This is a genomic window from Paenibacillus nuruki (assembly GCF_001721045.1).
In the GTDB taxonomy this organism is placed as follows: domain Bacteria; phylum Bacillota; class Bacilli; order Paenibacillales; family Paenibacillaceae; genus Saccharibacillus; species Saccharibacillus nuruki.
The window spans coordinates 46253-66710 of record NZ_MDER01000002.1 but is presented as its reverse complement, the minus strand read 5'-3'; the positions used below and the strand labels follow the sequence as shown (position 1 = coordinate 66710).

Below are 20458 nucleotides of genomic sequence, written 5' to 3'. Positions count from 1 at the left end.
GCCATATCTGTCTGATAAAATAATAGTGTTGTCTAATGATGATTTCAATCGACAGATGCAGTGAAAAGTTGTATAAACAACATATTCTGAAGTCTGATGTCTAAGAAGGTGTTCATGATATGGAAAAACAACAAGATCCGAGAGTTTTGCGTACAAGACAGTTAATTCGAGAGTCTTTCATAGAGTTGTTGCAGAGTATTCAATTTGAGTCGATAACGATAAAAGATATTGCTCAAAAAGCTACGATTAATCGTGCTACATTCTATACTCATTATGAAGATAAATATGCACTACTGGATGAGGTTATAGAGCAAGCTTTCAAAGAGATGATTCCTGAACAGGTAATACATGCAGAGGCATTGACAGAAGAAATAGGAGACCAGATCATCTTGCTTACTTATCGTTACATTGTAGATTTTCATCAGACATGCAGGCTGGATTCCAAATCAATTGCTACTCTAGTAGATAGCCAAATCAAAGGTATGCTACAAAAAACAATTGAAGATATATTATCAAAAGAAAAGGAAAATCATCAGTATATAGAGATTCTAGCAGCGATCACAAGTTCAGCAATTTATAGTGCTACTTATCAATGGTTTAGGTTGGAGAAGAATAGCCATGCCGACTTATTGTTAGATATTGTTCGCCCTTATATTATGAGAGGGTTATCTAAACAGTTATAGAGATCTTATTTACCATCTTTAAATATATTTTGAAGAACAGCCTTGATCCTAAGGCTGTTTTTTTTGTAGAATGTGGCAAAATATTAAATGATTGCTATCGTCATAGATAAGCTTCATACTTTAAGTTCATGTTTAATTCTTCTTAACAGCTATATGAAGAAGCAGATAGGAATACCAAGAAGGAGGATATCATGACTCAATTACTACATCATCGCAATCGGAAAGTAGCATTGATTACTGGAGCAGGGATCGGGCTTGGACGAGGCATTGCCAAAGTACTTGCTCATAAAGGATATCGGATTGCACTTACCTATCATTCAGACTCGGATGATATTGATAACGTTACTCAAGAATTATCCCATATTTATGGAGCACAGCCATTTGCCATTCAGACCGATCTGACTCAACCGGATCAGCCGGAATCGATTGTGAAGCAGACGTTAGAGCATTTCGGACGTATTGATCTACTGGTGAACAATGCAGGTGGAGGGATCGGTTCAGCCTTGCTTGATTTGGAAATGAAGAATCTGGATCACTCGATTCATCTGAATTATCGTGCACCGATACTGGCTTCCAAATTTGCAGCTCAAGCGATGATTGATCAAGAAATTGCAGGCAATATTATCTTTATTACTTCTTCTCGTGCTGAACGGGCTTACCCTACAGATAGTATCTACGGAGGGATGAAAGCAGCTCTTATTCGCTCAGCCTCTTCATTTGCGCTTGAATTTGCTCCTTATGGGATACGAGTGAATTGTGTAGGCCCGGGGGCTACGGTCAATCGACTGGAACAAGATGCGATTAAAGAACCTCTAGGTCGCAAAATTCCACTGGGTCGTATGGGAACACCAGCTGATATTGGCGAAGCCGTAGCATGGTTATCTTCAGAAGAAGCTTCTTATATCACAGGTATTAATTTGCGTGTAGATGGCGGTCTGATTTTGCCCGGTATGCCTGAAGATATGTCTCCAGAAGCAGGCTATGGCTGGGGAACGATTCATCATCATTTAGATAAAGATTAATCCTCATTTTATAGGTTTAATACACCAAGCTTGCAGACTTCTATTGTTGAAGTATGCAGGCTTTTTATTATATTTTTGTTATAAATGAAAGTATCCTTCATGAAAACTTCATTTGACTATAAGCTTCATTTTCCTCATAATTGGTAGTAGTTTAGAATGATTATAAATTGTATGCAATTAATTGTAAAAATTATCTATAATGTCTAATTTTATTATCATATACTCAATCATTTGAGTATGGAGATCATACTCATCTTAAAATATGGAGGAATTCAATATGTATAAATCAATTATTGTTGGAACAGGTCCTGCTGGACTTACAGCCGCTATCTATCTTGCTCGTGCTAATCTTAGCCCACTCATTATCGAAGGACCACAACCGGGTGGACAATTAACAACCACTACAGAAGTTGAAAATTTCCCGGGCTTCCCTGATGGAATTATGGGTCCTGAATTGATGGACAACATGCGCAAACAAGCAGAGCGCTTTGGAGCAGAGTTCCGTACAGGTTGGGTCAATAGTGTAGATTTGGCAGATCGTCCGTTCAAATTGCAAGTCGAAGGCATGGGCGAATTGGTAACGGAGACATTGATCATTTCCACAGGAGCTACTGCTAAATATTTGGGTATTCCTAACGAACAAGATAATATCGGACGCGGTGTAAGTACTTGCGCAACGTGTGATGGATTCTTTTTCCGTGGTAAAGAAATCGTAGTTGTCGGTGGAGGAGACTCTGCTCTAGAAGAAGCTAGTTTCTTAACTCGTTTTGCTTCTAAAGTAACACTGGTTCACCGTCGCGAAGAATTGCGTGCTTCCAAAATCATGCAAGATCGTGCTCGTTCTAATGACAAAATCGAATGGGCTTTGAACCAAAACCCACTTGAAGTCGTTGCTGGCGATAGCGGTGTAACAGGACTTAAAGTGATGAACAACAACACAGGACAAGAAGAAATCATTCCTGCACATGGCGTGTTCGTAGCGATTGGTCACCATCCGAATACAGGTTTCTTAAATAATCAATTGACGACAGATGCCAATGGTTATATCGTATCGAATCCAGGTACTTCAGAAACGAATATTCCAGGCGTGTTCGCTTGTGGTGATGTGCAAGATACTCGTTACCGCCAAGCGATTACAGCAGCAGGTAGTGGATGTATGGCTGCAATGGACTGTGAGAAATTTATTGAAGCTTTGGAACATCAAGAAGTCGTTATGGGTTAATATCTACACTAACTTCACATATATAACGTATACAGATAGCAGAATCGCTTCATGTTCTGCTATCTACATAATCTAATTTAATCAAAGGAGTGTTACATTATTATGGAAAAAGCGATCGTTTATACAAGTACAAACTGCCCACATTGCAAGCAGGTGAAAAGTTTTTTGAATGATAAAGGTATTGAGTTCGAAGAGCGTAATATCGAATTGGAAGAAAAATATGCAGAAGAAGCTTGGAACATGGGTGTACGCGCAGTTCCAGTCACATTGATCGGCGAATACAAAATCATGGGTATGAATATGACTCAATTCAACAAAGCTTTAGCAGAAGCATAAAATAAGCAAAAAAATAAACGGTAGCCCGGATAAAGGGTTGCCGTTTTTTTGATGTTGACTGCAACAATAATAACAAAGGAAAGATATCATACTGTGCAAAAAATGAGCTCTAGTTGCTTGAGCAGATATCACGTTTTTTTATTCAAGTTTTTTTCATTCAAGTACTAAGGTGGTATCTAAAACAAAAACTGGGTCACCGCACGAAAAATCATAAAGAATCCAAAACCGGCAATCAAAAAGGAAACGCCCTGTTTGCGTCTTGCTTGTGAGAAGTTAAACACACTCAGGCTGACTAATGGCACGATAATAAAAGAAAATAAAAACAACATTACGTAAAAAGGCAGCGAAATGTCGGCAGTTCCCAACAGATTCATGGTAGCTCTCTCCGTTTCACATTCGTTCGTGTTGCATAACACATAACGAAATTATAGACCGAAAGAGCAACTGATTTTACACTAAAATAAGGCAAATTTACGTCAAATTTAAGATAAATAATTCACAATTGATACCAAAATTAATCAAAAATGTGTCTGACCTCTATTAAATCGATACTTTGACCCGACCTAGAAATTGCGAAACTGCCATATACGCTGTACCAATTACAGTCGATTGATCGCCTAATTCAGAATATTGAATCATTAATTTTTGTCGGTGATACGGCAAGGTGCGTCTGGATACTACTTCTTGTAGGTAAGGATCGATCCAAGGTTCTGCTTGTCTCATATGTCCACCGATAATGACTAATTCAGGATTGAACCCATTGACCAGATTCGTTATCCCGATACCAAGATACTCCCCTATTTTCTGAAATAAATCTCGGGATTCCGGTTCATCGAATTCAGCACGTCTGACCCAATCGGCTGTCGTACTACCCGGAATCGGTTCTTTGATCGAATGATCATAAGCAAGCTCAGAAGCATACAACTCCCAACATCCCTGACTACCGCAAGAGCAGGGAAGACCGTAAGATTCCACAGACATATGCCCTGTTTCCCCAGCATAACCGCGCGAGCCTTTGTACAATTCGCCTTCAATAATAATTCCTGATCCTATTCCTGTGCCTACACTGACATAGACCAGATGTTGTGCTTGTCTACCTGCGCCAAACTGTAATTCCCCGAGTGCCCCCGCATTCGCTTCATTATCGACAATCACCGGAATCTGAAAAAGATGCTCTAATTGCTCCCGCAAAGCCACACCTTCCCATCCTAGATTGGGCGCAAACAATACATTTCCCTGTTCATCCACCATACCCGGTACGCCTACACCCATACCTACAATTCCGTGGATCGAATCAGGTAGATGCTTCAATAATATATTTACCTCTGCTTGTAATTGCGCAATCACATCTGAGACTTGGTGACTGACTAGAGAGGCTGTCGATTTGGCAATAATTTCACCTTCTAGATTAGTCAAAATCAATATAAGTTCATTCACTGTAATCTCGACGCCTGCGGCATAGCCTGCATTTTTATTAAATAGTAAAATGAGTGGCTTGCGTCCGCCACTGGATTGTCCTTGACCGGATTCTAGCACCAGTTGATCATCGATTAGCTCCTGTACTAGATTGGAAACGGTCGCTTTGTTAAGCCCTGTAGATTGCGATACTTGGGTACGTGAGAGTGGAGCATATTGGCGAATATTATCGAGCACGAGCGATTTATTTATTTTTTTGACCAGTGCTTGATCACCTGTGATTTTCATGGTTTTCTTCCTTTCAGATGACTATTCACTAACTTTGTTTAACCGATAGACAAAGTATATCATATATGTTAGGATAGCGATGTAAACGATTTCTTTTTGGTCATAATAGTAATATGATTCTGCCCAATGATTGTTAGATGATCTACTTTAGGCGCACCTTCTCTGCTTGTTAAGCCGCTCTAAAAGAGATTTTTGTAACAATCTCCATACGAATGATAAGAGGAGGATTTTATTGATGGCTTACTTTGCAAATATTGAGAAAATTACTTACGAAGGTGTTCAATCCAAAAATCCATATGCTTTTAAATTTTATAACCCGACTCAAGTGATCGCTGGTAAAACGATGGAAGAACATTTGCGCTTTGGTATGGCTTACTGGCATACGATGGTTGCAGGTGGAGCTGATCCGTTTGGTGTGAATACAGCAGTGCGTCCTTGGGATTCGTATACAGGTCTTGATCTTGCCAAAGCTCGTGCAGAAGCTCTATTTGAATTGATGGATAAGCTAGATATGCCTTACTTCTGCTTCCATGATGTGGATATCGCTCCTGAAGGAGATAGCTTGCGAGAATTTTACAGCAATATTGATACGATTGTCGACCTTTTAGAAGGATATATGAAGCAATCCGGTAAAAAATTGCTTTGGAATACCGCAAATATGTTCAGTAACCCGCGCTTTATGCATGGTGCAGCTTCTACAAGTAATGCAGATGTGTACGCTCATGCAGCTGCTCAGATCAAAAAAGGTCTTGAAGTGGGTAAACGTCTAGGAGCAGAAAACTATGTGTTCTGGGGCGGTCGTGAAGGGTATGAGACGCTACTTAATACAGACTATGCGTTAGAGCAAGATAATATCTCGCGTATGTTCCATATGGCAATTGATTATGCCAAAGAAATTCAGTTCGATGCTCAATTCTTGATCGAACCCAAACCAAAAGAGCCAACAAAACACCAATATGATTTTGATGCAGCCACAACGATTGCATTCTTGCAAAAAAATGGCCTGGATAAACATTTCAAATTGAACTTGGAAGCAAACCATGCCACGCTTGCAGGTCATAATTTCCAACATGAATTACGTGTTGCTCGTACCAACGGCATGTTGGGATCACTGGATGCCAATCAGGGCGATCTATTGATCGGATGGGATACCGATGAATTCCCGGTAGATCTGTATGCGGCGACGTTAACGATGTATGAAGTGTTGCAAAATGGCGGTCTAGGCAAAGGTGGCGTTAACTTTGATGCAAAAGTTCGTCGTCCTTCCTTTGAGCCAGAAGATCTGTTCTTAGCTCATATCGCTGGTATGGATACTTTTGCTAAAGGATTAACAACAGCAGCTCGCTTGATCGAAGATCGTGTATTCGAAGACTTTATCGACAAACGGTACAGCAGTTTCCAAGAAGGTATTGGAGCAGATGTGTTGAGTGGTAAAGCAACATTATCTTCGCTTGCAGAATATGCGCTCAATAACGAAACGCCTCGTGCGAATGAATCGGGTCGTGAAGAGTGGTTGAAATCAGTTCTTAATCAGTATTTGGTGACGGAATAAGAAGGAGACACTTTAAGGATTAGTTTGTGGGAATAGTGGGTGCAGTGGGATGGAGTTAAGGCGCTCCGAGAATTTATTCTTCTTGTCGTCGCTGGTAAGGTTGGATATCTTGGGTAGACTGCTGGGCAGTCGATATCCAACCTTAAAGGCGAGCGCTTCGCTCTTTCAGAAGAATAGATTCTCTTCGCTTGAGCGTGTGGTCACTGTGGATTAAGATCTAAGATTAGAGCAAAAGATAAGGTCAAAGGCATGTCTCCCTTATTCCCTTGTGGGGAGGGAGGCATTTTTTGATGAGGTGAGCATTTTGGGAAAATGCTTTTGGTTTGATTTGGGTAGAAGGACAAGATGAGTATAGTAAGAATAAAGTTGTTGTTGTAATGATACGTGAATAGAATTATGAATTTTGAGATCTATATAACATAAACACATGTACAAGGAGGGGTAAGGATGAGTTATGTAATTGGGGTCGATTTGGGGACAAGTGCGGTGAAGACGGTGTTGGTGGATAAGCAGGGGAATATTGCTTATGAGACATCTGAATCGTATCCGTTATCTCAGCCCAAAGCAGGGTATAGCGAGCAAAGTCCTGAAGATTGGGTGAAAGGGACGCTAACGTCCCTCCGTCGATTGGTTGAGATTTCAGGAGTATCGCCTGATGAAATTGAAGGGTTAAGCTTTTCGGGGCAAATGCATGGATTGGTATTATTGGATGAAGACAACCATGTGATTCGTCCAGCGATTCTATGGAATGATACACGTACCAGCAAGCAGTGTCGTCAGATTGAACAGGTATTAGGCGATGAGTTGTTGCAGATTGCTCGTAATCGGGCATTAGAAGGATTTACGTTGCCCAAAATCTTATGGGTACAGGAAAATGAGCCTGAACACATGGAAGCAGCTCGTGTATTTTTACTCCCTAAAGATTATGTGCGTTATCAATTGACCGGCGATCTAGCGATGGATTATTCAGATGCAGCAGGTACATTGTTATTGGATGTAACAGGGAAAAAGTGGAGTGAGAAGATTGCTTCTGCTTTCCATTTACCGATGTCCTTATGTCCACGTCTAATCGAATCATTTGAAGATGTAGGCGGATTGTTGCCTGAAGTCGCTGAACAAACAGGACTGAGTGTGAATACACGCGTCTATGGTGGTGGCGCAGATAATGCGTGTGGGGCTATCGGTGCAGGGATTCTCAGCGAGGGACAGACGATGTGTAGTATCGGCACATCCGGTGTAGTGTTGTCTTATGAAGAACGTAAAGATTTGGATTTTGAAGGTAAAGTGCATTTCTTTAATCATAGTGAACAAGATGCTTTTTATATTATGGGTGTAACGCTGGCGGCAGGGTATAGTCTGGAATGGTTCCGTGGTGCATTTGGCAAAGATCTTTCTTTTGATCAATTATTGCACGATGTTAATAATGTAGAAGCAGGTGCAGAAGGATTATTGTTCACACCTTATATTGTAGGCGAGCGCACCCCTCATCCAGATGCAGATATTCGTGGAAGCTTTATCGGTATTGATGCCGCGCACAAGTTACCGCATTTTGCACGGGCTGTACTCGAAGGCATTACATTCTCACTTCGTGAATCGATTGATATTTTACGTGAATCAGGCAAAACGATTACTTCTGTCGTCTCGATCGGTGGCGGAGCGAAGAATGAGACATGGCTACAAATGCAAGCCGACATCTTTAATGCCGAGATCGTTCGCTTAGAAAATGAGCAAGGCCCAGCGATGGGAGCAGCTATGCTGGCGGCTTATGGCAGTGAATGGTTCCCGTCTTTGCAAGATTGTGCAGCGGCTTTCTTACGTCCAGCGAAGTCATATCAACCGGATGCGAAGCGAGCTGAGAAGTATAATGAGTTGTTTGCGATGTATCAGGATATTTACGGACAGACAGCTGAATTGAATAAGCGTTTGGCGGCTTTTCGAGGATAGATAGAAGTATAGAACTCAACAATAACTTAAAACAAAAACCTTCTTTTACATTACAAAGAAGGCTTTTTGTTTTAAAGTGAACTTGTAGAATCGTGGTGTTTTTTAATATAAACTTCACTTTTACAAAGAATGTCGAAGGCTAAAAATATTTTTGATAAAAGCTTCTTTATGAGCTGTATATTCTTGAATACCTTCACTTTGAAGATGAACAAAAGATTGTTTAATCGTCTGATATTCTATTTTTTTCTCTGGATGAGTATTTAGATAATCTCTAAAGAAAATAAGATTTTTCCAAATATCACTTTCGAACGGTACCATATGAATAAAATGAGTTTTGATCTCGAAATGAGTATCTTTAAATTTGGCATATACATATTCGTTTTCTCTTTGTACTTTCAAACGATAAAATCCAATCGTTTTCAAATACTCATCATAGGTGTCTACTTGATCTAAATGATCGACTCCAAGAAGAATATCGATGACAGGCTTGGATTTGATATTTGGTATCGCTGTGCTTCCAATATGCTGTACTCTAGATTCTTGTAATGATGTAACAGCACATATACTTGTTTTGATTTCTTTAAATAGTATGTTCCAATAAGGATCATAATCAACAAGCTTTACTTGATTTTTGGCAATTCCCAATTCGTTTTGCATAGAGTTACACATCCTTTAGTATAGATGAAGTATATAACTTGATAACAGCTAATTAGGAAGGATAATCCATATGAAATTGCGTATCCCATTGATACTTTTATCTTTGAGTATAGCTTTATACTTATCCTATTATATAGGCTTGATCTGGGATGATAGTACTCAACAGCTATCTTATAGTTTATTTTTAATAAGTTTTATATTTTTATTTGAAAAAACAAAGATGAGTGAACAAAAAGTGAATAAGTTGGTAGGGTTAGCTATAGGGGGAGCTGCGATGTTTTTAGGCTCTCTAGTAGAAACTCAAGATTGGTCATATCTGATGAACATACTGATATAAAAAAGGAGCAATAGCGATGAAAAACAAAAATATTCCGATCACAATCTGTATTACAGTCGTGATCAGTGCATTTATTTTTCATTTTGGAATAGAGTACTACAAAAAACAAGTCACTCAAGAAGTAATGAATTATTTGGTACTTGAACAAGGTTATCAAAGTACAGATATTGCTGAAATCAAAACGTATATCAGTAAAGCACCTGTAGTCAGCACAAGTGTAATATTCAAAGACGAGCGAAATGCAATGTATATGTATAAATCCAACAATGGGCAAATGGAGCAATACAGTTGTATTCCTGCGATTAATGATTTGAAGCAAAAATATATCCATGCAGAAAATCCATAATTATTATTCTACATATGAGAAATTTAAAAGTATTAATAAAGTAAATTATATTGAAATTATACGTAAGCATTTGGATGCTGATTGCTCTATACTATACTCGTCCTTGTTCTCTTTATCACAAAAATGTTTAGTATCTGAGACTAAATGTGTAATAATAGACATATGTTTAAACAAGTGTCGGAGGAATTCGTTCCATTATACATTTCAAATGTAAGATACATGATTTTTACATTAAAAAGAGGAGGAATCGCAATGGATAGACGGTACTGGTTGATTGGTGGAGTAAGTGGTGCGGTATTAGCACTTGCCGGAACAAGAATGGTATGGAATACAGCGGTCAAAGCGCAGACGCCTAAGCGTATTCCTGTAGAGCGCAAGCCTGATATGCCTTATCAAGATATTGAATTTGTCAGTGACGGACTGAACATTCAAGGATGGTTTATTCCAGCGATGACTACGGAGAAGAAAGAACATTCAGCAGATAACCAAAGCTCCCAAGATCAAGCAGCTCCTGTAACGACAACAGAGCTTGCACCGCTGATGATTATTGCTCATGGTTGGGGTTCTAATCGTTCTCGGGTGCTTCGTTATATTGAACCGTTATGGCAAGCAGGCTATGCGATCTTAATGTATGATGCACGTAGCCACGGACATAGTGATCCAATCGAAGCTCCTTCTGCGTATACATTTCGGGATGATATTTTGGCGGCAATGGATTATGCAATTCGTATTCCTGAGATCGATCCCGAGCGAATCGGAGTGTTAGGGCATTCGATGGGGGGACTGGGCACGATTTTGTCGCTTCCTTATGGATTACCGGTACGAGCAGTGATTACAGATTCGATGCCTGCTCAATTTGAAAGTGTGCTCGAAGCTGAATTTAAGCGCCGGGGGTTACCATTATTTCCGATGGCAAATATTATTCCACGAATCTGGTTTTATCGTTCTCATATTTCACTCAAAGAATATCAGCAGAAAAATACAGTGTTTTCAATCAATGAAGCACGCAAAGAAGCAGATTTGCCCATCTTAATGATTCATTCACGCGGGGATGCCTTTATTCCACCAACAGAGTTAGAATTTGTGATGGGACAAGTTACTCCGCCGATAGAGACTTTATTTGTAAATACGAACGGACATAGTTCTTCGCAAAAAGACCCTCATTTCTGGGCAAAAGTTCTTCCTTTTTTAGATGAACATGTGAAGCATGCAGAGCCTAGAGTCAAAGCTATCACTCCACCACTAGCGATAACCAAAAATGTTACGCAGAAAGTAAACATTCGCAGATGGAAAATTCCAATCACATGGCTCAAATCAGTAAACGAAAAAGCTCCAACAACCGATAAGTAAGATATAGCTATAGAGTAATATTATTCGTTAGTAATATAAAAATGGATACATATATCCGATAAGATAATGCGGTTGTGTACAATCCAGTTTATAACGACTATAATTAAGCGTATAACCTATAAAGCGAATAGAACTCATTCACAGATCATATAAGGAATGATAAAGGTTATGATTGCGAAGTTGCTCACTCACTATAGTTATTCTCACCTATTACCTACACGATGAAGGGCGGTTACGTCTGCATGAATAGATCAAGTCAACTTTGGGTGAAAACCCTTTTAGCAGGAACATTAGTATTCTCTGCGGTTCCAGCGATTTCGTTTAGTGGTAATACTGCATATGCAGCGACTTCACAGATCACAGTCAATAGCACAACTGATATTGTAGATCAATTGTACAAAGGATTAATGAATCGTAGTGCACAAGTCACCTTTACGTACAAAGGAAGTACAGCCAAACTCAAATCCATGTTACAGGATTCGTTTGAGACCGCATTAGAAAAAGATCCTTATACGATGTATATCTTAGATAGCTATGGTCTGACATGGCGCAGTAATGCGTATTCAGCCTTAGTGACTGTAGATATGAAGTATCGGGAAACAGTAACTCAGACCAAATATGTGAATGAAAAAGTCGTTCAAACTGTGGCTCAGATCATCACACCGGGTATGAATGATCACCAAAAAGTCAAAGCTATTCATGACTGGGTAGTACAACATCTGAAATATGATGAAACGTATACTCGTTATACGGCTTATGAAGCATTATACGATGGTACAGCTGTATGTCAGGGCTATGCATTACTTAGTTACGCATTGCTCAAACAAGCAGGTGTAGAAAACAAAATCGTTGAAGGTACAGCAGGCGGTGAACTACATGCTTGGAACCTTGTCAATATTGATGGGAACTGGTACCACATGGATACGACATGGGATGATCCATTACCGGATCAAGGCGATGGCGTCGATACCAATTACTATCTACGTACAGATGCTCAGATGAAACAAGATCATAACTGGACCAAAACATATCCTGCGGCAACTGTTGCCTACAAAGATACGTTGAATACATTGATTGCATCCGGTGGGGATACCTCAGGATTTTACAAGCAATTGGAGCAAAACTTGAATTATGCTGTAGATAATTCGCCAGCCGCTGTAAATTCAGCAGTAGACCTTAAAGAGCAAGTGAAAAATGCTAAAGCAAGCGGACAATCGTCATTGGTGTTTCGTTACAATGGCAATATCACTAGTTTGAAAAGCGATCTAAGTCGCCTATCTGCTGTCGGAATCAAGTCTATCTCGTACACGGTGCAATCGCTAGGTAGTTCAAATGATCTTAAAGTAAATTTATCTTGGAAATAAAAATATAAACACAAGCAAGGATCGGAGCAAGTAACCGATCCTTTTTTTGTATGATTTATAAGGTTAGATAGCAAGGAGCATACTAGGTATAGAAAGCACTTCATTTCTAGAAAAATAAGGGACGGTATCCGATATAAAAAGCTAAATGTTAATTCGGTATTGTTATACCTTGAAGAATGTCTATAAACTTTTAACAACGAATATACTTTTTGAATCCTATATTCTTTTGTTTATTTATTAATATAAAAGCTATTTAATTAACAAATATGTTAACTAAATATACATAAAAATACAAATAAATGGATAGGTTTAAAGTTGCTTTAATATTATATTGTACATAATTGAAAGCGCTTTATAATTAAATGTAGGCGCTAAACGTTGTCAATACAGCATTTGGCGGACTTCGGAAGCAGGAGGCGAACATCATTAATATGAAGCTGAAAAGCAAATTAGTTTTAATGTTGACCTTAACAGCACTTCTTTTTTCTTTTGCACCCAATGGTAAAATTTTTGCAGCACCATGGGCATTATCTGGTGATGTAGGGGTACATGATCCATCCCTAATTAAAGAAGGCAATAGCTGGTATACCTTTTCTACCGGAAAAGGCATTCAAGTATTGAAATCCGACAATGGCACGAACTGGTACCGTGTGCCTCAAGTATTTTTATCTCCTCCAGCTTGGTGGAAAACATACGTACCTAAGCAAGCAGCAAATGATGTCTGGGCTCCAGATGTAAAAACATATAACGGTCGCACATGGTTGTACTATTCGATTTCGTCATTTGGTTCGAATACATCTGCAATTGGACTTGCTTCGGCTAGCAGTATTGGTGCAGGTAGCTGGCGTGATGATGGTCTAGTGTTACGCACGACTGAAGGTTCTAATGATTACAATGCCATTGATCCTGAATTGGTTATTGATGCTTCTGGTAATCCCTGGTTAGCTTTCGGTTCATTCTGGAGTGGTCTTAAATTAACCAAGCTCGACAAAAACACGATGAAACCAACAGGTAGCATTACTTCTATTGCCGCACGTCCTAACAATGGTGGTGCTATCGAAGCGCCATCGATCACGTACCGTAATGGATACTACTATTTGTTCGCTTCTATCGACAACTGCTGTAAAGGTGTAAACAGTACGTACAAAATCGTCTATGGTCGTTCCGCCAATATTACAGGGCCTTATGTTGATAAAAATGGTGTGAATATGCTTAATGGTGGTGGTACAATTCTAGATAGTGGTAACGCTCAATGGAAAGGTCCAGGCGGTGAAGACATCGTCGGTAACAATATTATTGCTCGTCATGCTTATGATGCCAATGATAATGGTGCACCGAAGCTGTTAATCAGCGATCTCAATTGGGATTCCAGCGGCTGGCCCACATATTAACTTTATGATTTAAACGTAAAATAAAAGAACAGATCACGCTATCATATCAAAATAGGTGAAACCAATAACGTAATTGTAAATGATGTCATGCGATGGTTCTGAACATACACTAGGTTAAAAAAGAATTTCAGAAGCACACATTAAAAAAACACCTTCCTACTTCTCTAGCGATTTCGTCATTAGAGAGTGGAAGGTGTTTTTTATTTAATCACAGTATATGCGATAAAATTACTTTTTATCTAAATGAGGTCCACTATTCAGGTCGCATTCGGTTAAAGGCACCACTTTTGTTTTTTTGATTAACTTATATCCAAGCCATAAGATCAAGAACAATGGAACACTAATATAAGAAGCAAAAATAGATTTCCAGTCAATCGCTTCTGGTGTAATATACGACAGACTTTGACCGAGAATAACAATTGCACATAAGATAAATGCAAATAACGGACCGAACGGGAACCATTTTGCTTTGAAAGGTAAATCATCTATACTTTTACCTTGAGCGTAAAAAGCACGGCGGAAGCGATAATGACTGATTGCAATGCCCAGCCATGTAATAAAGCCACACATCCCTGAAGCATTGAGTAACCATTGATACACAATACCATCACCGAACAACGAAGCTAGAAATGCCAGCATACCTACAGCAGTCGTTAACAACAACGCATTTTGCGGAATTCCGCGACGATTTAATCGACCGAACATTCGTGGTGCTTTGCCTTCTTTAGCCAGCGCATATAAGACACGGGTTGAAGCATACATACCTGAATTACCTGCGGATAGAACCGAAGATAGAATAACCGCATTCATGACTGCTGCGGCAAAAGCCAAACCTGCTTTTTCAAAAACAAGTGTAAACGGACTCACTCCGATATCGGTTAAATCACCATTCAACAAAGAAGGTGTTGTATATGGAATAATTAATCCAATCACTAGAATCGCTAAAATATAAAAGATCAGAATACGCCAGAATACCTGACGAATCGCTTTTGGTACATGTTCACGTGGATTTTCACTTTCACCCGCCGCAACTCCGATTAACTCTGTCCCTTGAAAAGAGAACCCGGCTGCCATAAATACACCGATAAAGGCTAACAATCCTCCATTAAAAGGGGCATCGCCCATCGTAAAGTTACTGAATCCTACAGCTTTGCCACCTAGAATCCCGAAGATCATCAACACACCGACCACAAGAAATAGAATAACAACGACAATCTTAATCATCGCAAACCAGTATTCTGATTCTCCATACCCTTTGACTGATAAAATATTAAGCAAAAAGATGACAGCTAGAAATAGCAGACTCCAGATAAAAGAAGAACTCTCCGGAAACCAATACTTGATAATAATTGTTGCCGCAGATAATTCCGCTGCAATCGTGACCGCCCAGTTGTACCAGAAATTCCAACCCATAGCGAATCCAAATGCAGGATCGACATAACGAGCGGCATACGTATTGAATGAACCCGATTCAGGACGATAGGTTGCCATTTCACCCAGACTAGTCATTAAGAAATACACCATAATTCCGACACAAGCATAAGCGAGTAGTGCACCGCCCGGTCCTGCTTGAGCGACGGCGCCACCACTGGCGAGAAATAGACCGGTACCGATCGAACCGCCCAAAGCGATCATCGTCATATGTCTTGCACGTAGACCTGCTTTGAGTTCACGCGGTGGTGAGGATGGAGAAGATGAAGATGCCATAATAGTTAGATACACTCCTTACTGAATTAAGCATGTCAACGCATGCTGAGAATAGATAAAGGAAGCAGACAAACGCAAGAACACAACAAAAAAGACCACGTATATATACGTGATCCTTTAATTATGATCCGCACCATACTTTTCCTTTGTAAAGATAGCTCAACACAGGACACATCCGAAGATGGTTCACTGTGACAGTCCTGTTCCTTTCGGACACAGTCCCAGCATAAGTAACAGAAGAGCGTTACGTATACTTCGGCAACGATACCTTTTTATTTGGGATCAACAGCGGCTCTAACGCTTTCTCCAAATAGACTCATTATAGTTGCGACCTCTACCTCATCGGATATTGTGTGATGAGGCAATTATTATGCAATTAGTGTCATTAATAAGATGACTGTTTTCCAGTATACGTCTAGTCTTTGTTTTTGACAACCACTTATATCATGAAGCTCTTATGAAGAACGAGTAATCACAATAATCATCCGTTATCTTTCGCACGACTTTTCGCCATTTGTTGCCAGATCGTACCTGCGGCTTGTTCACCTGACTCTATCCGTTCAAGCGCCATTTTGGCTTGTAGACTCACTTCAAATTCAGGATCTTCTACAGCTAATTCTAATTCATCACGTGCTTCTTCAGTGCCTACTTCATACAAGAAGCGTGCGGCACGCCAGCGTACTAATTTGCTGCTATCTTTCAGTGTAGTGAGCATCGCAGGTGTTGCCGCAGGATCACCAATATCAGATAAAGTATCACCAGCTGTACGACGAACTGCTGCCGATTTATCTTGTAGTGCTTTGTATAGTAGCTCCATTGCTTCAGGTGTTTTGAGATCTCCGAGATAGACAACGGCTAGACGACGCAATTGCATTTTCTCATCGAATAACGCTTTTTCAATCAAGGGTAAGCTATGCTCGTCTGGTTGCAACAGATCAAAAGCCGCATAACGAACACGCCAGTCTGGATCTTCAAGAGCTATAGCGATATCGTCTGCTTTCATTTCACGACGTTGTTCTACAAATTCTTCCTGACTAGCTCCATGAGAGATCGCTTGCTCAATAATTTTTTTCAATCGATCTTCTGGAAAAGCGGCTTCGATTTCTTGTTCAACTTCACGCGCAATATCAGCAAGTTCACCATAGCGCACACCATAGTCGGTTAATTTGCGTTCTTTGATCATTGTCGCTACAGCTACTTCGGTAACTGCTTGAACAAATCGATCCGCTAGACCGATACGTTCTTCTTTGGTTCCCGATTTCACTCGAATCTGCATCGGAATCCCACGGAAAAATTGTACAAATACTTCTGCTTCTCCAAAGTGCTCACCGGAAAGATCTGTCGGCACTTCGAATTTATTTTCAATTCCTTCTTGACCCATCTGTGCTTGGACTTCATTTAGAATATCAGACCAATCTGCACTTGCTTTGCGATCTAAAGCAACGAAATCAGCAGTATGGAATACACTTTTGACCCCTGCAATATGAAGCATTTGCTGAATAAATAAAGGCGCAGAGCGTTCATTAGTTAATGTATATGTTTTACGGATACCATGAGGTAATTGCTCATCCAGATGCAACATCATCGTATTCGGACTTGGCGTAGGTTCAATCGAAGTGATTTTCATAATACTGTAGATACCCTCCTTAGGAATCAAATGACATCAAGTAGCGTGCCATTTGTTTTAAATTTAATATAATACCATCTTCATATTGTACCCCAAAAAGGGTACTTATGATTGACTCTTTGTTAATCCCACCAGAAATACCAGAACTCTTGCTGTTGCAAATAACTAGCATATTCTCCAATCGAATCAAAGGATTCCAGTACATAAGAACAGAAGATAAAATGTTCTTGAGCCAGTTGTAGTGCTTCTTGATCGGTTTGTGGTCGGCTATGTGCTTGCAGAATCCACATACTTTCATCGACAACGATCGGGATAGCCTTATATTTGGTTTGCCAGTATTGAAATAAAGACGCTTGTAAAAGAGGAGCAGGGCATTCATTGAATCCACCCATCGGAACCATCAGTGGAGCTGTATATTCTTTGCCCACAGGTAAAGGCAACTGTATCCATTCTTTTGTATGTTCACTTTTTGCCTGTAGATCAGGTAATAAAGAAGTTATTTTACTTGGAATCAATGACTCATCTATCAAAGGCATTTCCCATAGACTGCTGTAGGTATGGTACAAGGATGCCCAATCCATACTTTGTACCTGTTCACTCTGGTCAGAGATATCGGTATAAAGTAATTGATGACTGACTAATGTTCGAAATGTATCCAGTACATTCATCTGCTCAACCTGTGCTGACTGTTGATCGACATAATCGGTTAATGAATCGTACTCATCCAGCGTATCTTCCATGATCTCCGCGATATTATCATCAGGAATAATAAGTAAAGAATAAGGGCTACCCTGTGCTTGGATCGGCAGAAAACTATTTTTTGCTTCTATAGATAATGCATTATACGGTTGCAAATAATCTAGAATCTCTGAACTCATTCATATCATGCTCCTTTAGGATATCAAGTATGTATCTTATCCGTAGATTATCTTAAATATAACGTAATGCCTCTAATGAAAACAAATCAAAAACAACCCTTCGATGATAGCAAGGGTTGTTTGGAGTAAATCAACTATACCTATTTGAGTTGTGTGAAAAGGATCATTTGAATTTAGACGACAGCTTGATCATTTTCAACTTGAATCGGATTACGTACTATCTTTACGTCATAAAAAGAGATTTTATTTTCGATCATATAATCTGGCGTAGAGCCATGAGCATGGGATTCACGGAAAGCTTCGCTTTTAGTCCATCCTTGAAAAGCTTCTTTGGACTCCCAACGTGTACTGATTGTGACTTCTTCGAATTCTTTGCTACTCTGATTGACCAATACTTCAAGCCCTAGAAACCCATCCATATATTCCACTTTGCCCACTTTATCAAAACGTTCTACCAACAAGTGCGCACTACCTTTAGTTAATTTAGAAGTGTTTGTTACGATAATCATATTCAATGACCTCCTAATTGATGATGGGGGATTACAGGTAAAATAACCGGATAACCACCCTCAAATTTAATTTGTGCTTGCATATGATAAATGTCTTGGATGAATTGAGCGGTGAGAATATGCTTTGGAATACCCGACGTAGCGACTTTGCCTTGCTTGAGTGCAATCATATAATCACAATAAGCGACTGCTTGTTGCAGATCATGCAGTACCATCACGATCGTTAGACCGGATTCTGCATTGATCCGTCTTAACATATCCATCACTTCAAATTGATGAGCAATATCGAGAAACGTAGTCGGTTCGTCCAGTAACAAAATTTCAGTCTGTTGAGCCAGTGCCATCGCTATTCGTGTACGCTGTTGTTCACCTCCTGATAAAGTATGGAACATGCGATCTTGATAATGTTCAATTCCTGTCCAGTGCATCACCTGATCGATCATGTCTGTATCTGCTGAATCATAAGATCTTTGCCAGCTTCGCTTATAAGGCATTCGGCCGTAAGCAATCAGTTCACGAACAGTCAATTGCGGAAGCATTTCTTTCATTTGCGGTAACATCGTAATCGTTGTCGATAATTCTCGCAGAGAATATGTATTCATTGGACGATTAAGTAGTTGAATCTGTCCGCGATCAGGTTTAAGCAGTCTGGTGAGCAATCGCAATAAAGTCGATTTACCAGAACCATTGGGACCTACAATTGCTGTTAATTGACCTTTAGGTAACGAGATATCAATCTGATCTAATCGAAAATGACCATTTTCAAGACTAAGTTGTTTGCCTTCAATGGCTGCTGTAATAGTCGAAGGATGAATCGCCTCTATCATGATAGACCGAACCTCCCTTTGCGTTTCAAAAGGAATAAAAAGAAGGGTGCTCCGATAACAGCGAGTAAAATGCCAACCGGTAATTCAATAGAGCCGAACCATGAACGTGCTACAGTATCTGCAAATACAACCAGTGTGCCACCGCCGATCATCGAGAAGGGAAGAAGGAAACGATAATCTTCGCCAATCATCAGCCGAATCATATGAGGAACTACCAGTCCGACGAATCCGACCAATCCTGCTACACTTACCGCAGCTCCAGCTAGAAATGCAGATAATAAAATAATAAGCAAACGATTCATTTCGACACGTTGCCCTAACAATTGAGCCGAGTCATCACCAAGCAATAGTATATTGGCAGGCTTGATAGCGAATAACGATAAGATCAACCCGACTACAGCATAAGGAGCCACAAATTCAAGATGATACCAGCTTCGCCCATTCAGTCCACCGGATAACCATGGAAGAACAGCTTGTACCCGATCACTATAGATCACCATGATGCCGTTGGTTAATGCACCAAGCAGAGCATTGACGGCTACCCCTGCTAGAATAATTTTTACCGGCGAAGCTCCGCGATCCCAAGCCAGTAAATAGATCAGTACCGCAGTGACAAAAGCGCCTAAGAAAGCCGTTATCGGAAGTAGATAGCTTAATTGGGGTAACATGACCATTGTGATCATCGCTGTGATTCCACCACCGGCAGAGACACCGATAATGCCTGGATCAGCTAATGGATTTTTCATAACACCTTGTAACAGTGCTCCAGCAGTAGCCAGGCAAGCTCCGACTAACCAACCAATGATGACACGTGGTACACGTAGATCCATTAAGATGGTGCGATAAGCCGATGGTTCATGCCCCCATAAGATAGGTATTACTTCATGCAGTGGAATAGAGATCGATCCATATAAGACACCGTATAGACAAGCGATCAGCGATAAGATAGGCAAAAGGATAGCGACAAGCCATCGCCTGCGATTACGTTGCTGTTTGTTCATC

General features: G+C 40.0%; 20 protein-coding genes and 1 riboswitch. Of the genes, 11 read left to right on the top strand and 9 right to left on the bottom strand.

The annotated features are described in order from the left end of the window. Positions 1–119: 119 nt before the first annotated feature. From PTI45_RS00755 to PTI45_RS00740, 4 genes are all read left to right on the top strand, one after another. On the top strand, positions 120–683 hold the full coding sequence (locus PTI45_RS00755) for a TetR/AcrR family transcriptional regulator (RefSeq protein ID WP_069325638.1): 564 nt from the start codon (positions 120–122) through the stop codon (positions 681–683). Between the two features lie 191 nt (positions 684–874). Then, positions 875–1705, top strand: a complete 831-nt coding sequence (locus PTI45_RS00750; protein ID WP_069325637.1) for an SDR family NAD(P)-dependent oxidoreductase — start codon at positions 875–877, stop codon at positions 1703–1705. Between the two features lie 277 nt (positions 1706–1982). Continuing rightward, positions 1983–2927, top strand: coding sequence for a thioredoxin-disulfide reductase (gene trxB / locus PTI45_RS00745; RefSeq protein ID WP_069325636.1), 945 nt, complete (start codon positions 1983–1985; stop codon positions 2925–2927). Positions 2928–3029: 102 nt separating this feature from the next. Next, entirely contained in the window at positions 3030–3263 is a 234-nt protein-coding gene (locus tag PTI45_RS00740) for a glutaredoxin family protein (RefSeq protein ID WP_069325635.1), read from the top strand. Positions 3264–3439: 176 nt separating this feature from the next. Here the strand turns inward: PTI45_RS00740 and PTI45_RS00735 are convergent, their stop codons facing one another. Next, entirely contained in the window at positions 3440–3637 is a 198-nt protein-coding gene (locus tag PTI45_RS00735; RefSeq protein WP_069325634.1) for a hypothetical protein, read from the bottom strand. Positions 3638–3803: 166 nt separating this feature from the next. After that, positions 3804–4967, bottom strand: a complete 1164-nt coding sequence (locus PTI45_RS00730; protein ID WP_069325633.1) for an ROK family protein — start codon at positions 4965–4967, stop codon at positions 3804–3806. Between the two features lie 235 nt (positions 4968–5202). On the opposite strand from PTI45_RS00730, the gene xylA reads away from it, so the two are divergent. Further along, on the top strand, positions 5203–6519 hold the full coding sequence (gene xylA / locus PTI45_RS00725) for a xylose isomerase (RefSeq protein WP_069325632.1): 1317 nt from the start codon (positions 5203–5205) through the stop codon (positions 6517–6519). Positions 6520–6966: 447 nt separating this feature from the next. Then, positions 6967–8463 (top strand): xylulokinase, encoded by a 1497-nt coding sequence (gene xylB / locus PTI45_RS00720; protein ID WP_069325631.1) that lies wholly within the window; start codon positions 6967–6969, stop codon positions 8461–8463. A gap of 120 nt (positions 8464–8583) precedes the next feature. Here xylB and PTI45_RS00715 read toward each other — a convergent pair whose 3' ends face one another. Further along, positions 8584–9120 carry a GrpB family protein gene (locus PTI45_RS00715; RefSeq protein WP_069325630.1) on the bottom strand — a complete coding sequence of 179 codons (537 nt, stop codon included), beginning with the start codon at positions 9118–9120 and terminating at the stop codon, positions 8584–8586. 70 nt (positions 9121–9190) lie between these two features. On the opposite strand from PTI45_RS00715, the gene PTI45_RS00710 reads away from it, so the two are divergent. The 5 genes from PTI45_RS00710 to abnA all read left to right on the top strand — a co-directional run bounded on the left by PTI45_RS00710 (position 9191) and on the right by abnA (position 13908). Next, positions 9191–9457 carry a hypothetical protein gene (locus tag PTI45_RS00710; RefSeq protein ID WP_069325629.1) on the top strand — a complete coding sequence of 89 codons (267 nt, stop codon included), beginning with the start codon at positions 9191–9193 and terminating at the stop codon, positions 9455–9457. Between the two features lie 16 nt (positions 9458–9473). Next, a complete protein-coding gene (locus PTI45_RS00705) occupies positions 9474–9803 on the top strand; it encodes a DUF3139 domain-containing protein (RefSeq protein WP_069325628.1) in 330 nt (109 codons plus the stop codon). 252 nt (positions 9804–10055) lie between these two features. Beyond that, the gene (locus PTI45_RS00700) at positions 10056–11153 is read left to right on the top strand and encodes an alpha/beta hydrolase (RefSeq protein WP_069325627.1); all 1098 of its coding nucleotides are present in this window, start codon (positions 10056–10058) and stop codon (positions 11151–11153) included. Positions 11154–11395: 242 nt separating this feature from the next. Further along, positions 11396–12517: a transglutaminase domain-containing protein gene (locus PTI45_RS00695; protein ID WP_069325626.1), complete on the top strand. Its 1122-nt coding sequence runs from the start codon at positions 11396–11398 to the stop codon at positions 12515–12517. A 458-nt stretch (positions 12518–12975) separates the two neighbouring features. After that, positions 12976–13908 (top strand): arabinan endo-1,5-alpha-L-arabinosidase AbnA, encoded by a 933-nt coding sequence (gene abnA, locus PTI45_RS00690; protein WP_245703385.1) that lies wholly within the window; start codon positions 12976–12978, stop codon positions 13906–13908. A 228-nt stretch (positions 13909–14136) separates the two neighbouring features. On the opposite strand, the gene PTI45_RS00685 is transcribed toward abnA, so the two are convergent. The 6 genes from PTI45_RS00685 to PTI45_RS00660 all read right to left on the bottom strand — a co-directional run bounded on the left by PTI45_RS00685 (position 14137) and on the right by PTI45_RS00660 (position 20457). Then, entirely contained in the window at positions 14137–15615 is a 1479-nt protein-coding gene (locus PTI45_RS00685; protein WP_069325624.1) for an amino acid permease, read from the bottom strand. Positions 15616–15762: 147 nt separating this feature from the next. Beyond that, a riboswitch (Lysine riboswitch) is annotated at positions 15763–15960 on the bottom strand. 136 nt (positions 15961–16096) lie between these two features. Then, positions 16097–17242: a virulence factor gene (locus PTI45_RS00680; RefSeq protein WP_069325623.1), complete on the bottom strand. Its 1146-nt coding sequence runs from the start codon at positions 17240–17242 to the stop codon at positions 16097–16099. Positions 17243–17364: 122 nt separating this feature from the next. Further along, the gene (locus PTI45_RS00675; RefSeq protein WP_069325622.1) at positions 17365–18120 is read right to left on the bottom strand and encodes a DUF4253 domain-containing protein; all 756 of its coding nucleotides are present in this window, start codon (positions 18118–18120) and stop codon (positions 17365–17367) included. Between the two features lie 173 nt (positions 18121–18293). Further along, positions 18294–18629 carry a heme oxygenase gene (isdG, locus tag PTI45_RS00670; protein WP_069325621.1) on the bottom strand — a complete coding sequence of 112 codons (336 nt, stop codon included), beginning with the start codon at positions 18627–18629 and terminating at the stop codon, positions 18294–18296. 2 nt (positions 18630–18631) lie between these two features. Next, the gene (locus PTI45_RS00665; protein WP_069325620.1) at positions 18632–19456 is read right to left on the bottom strand and encodes an ABC transporter ATP-binding protein; all 825 of its coding nucleotides are present in this window, start codon (positions 19454–19456) and stop codon (positions 18632–18634) included. Next, entirely contained in the window at positions 19453–20457 is a 1005-nt protein-coding gene (locus PTI45_RS00660) for a FecCD family ABC transporter permease (RefSeq protein ID WP_069325619.1), read from the bottom strand. Before PTI45_RS00660 ends, PTI45_RS00665 begins: the two co-directional genes overlap by 4 nt. Between the last annotated feature and the right edge of the window lies 1 nt (position 20458).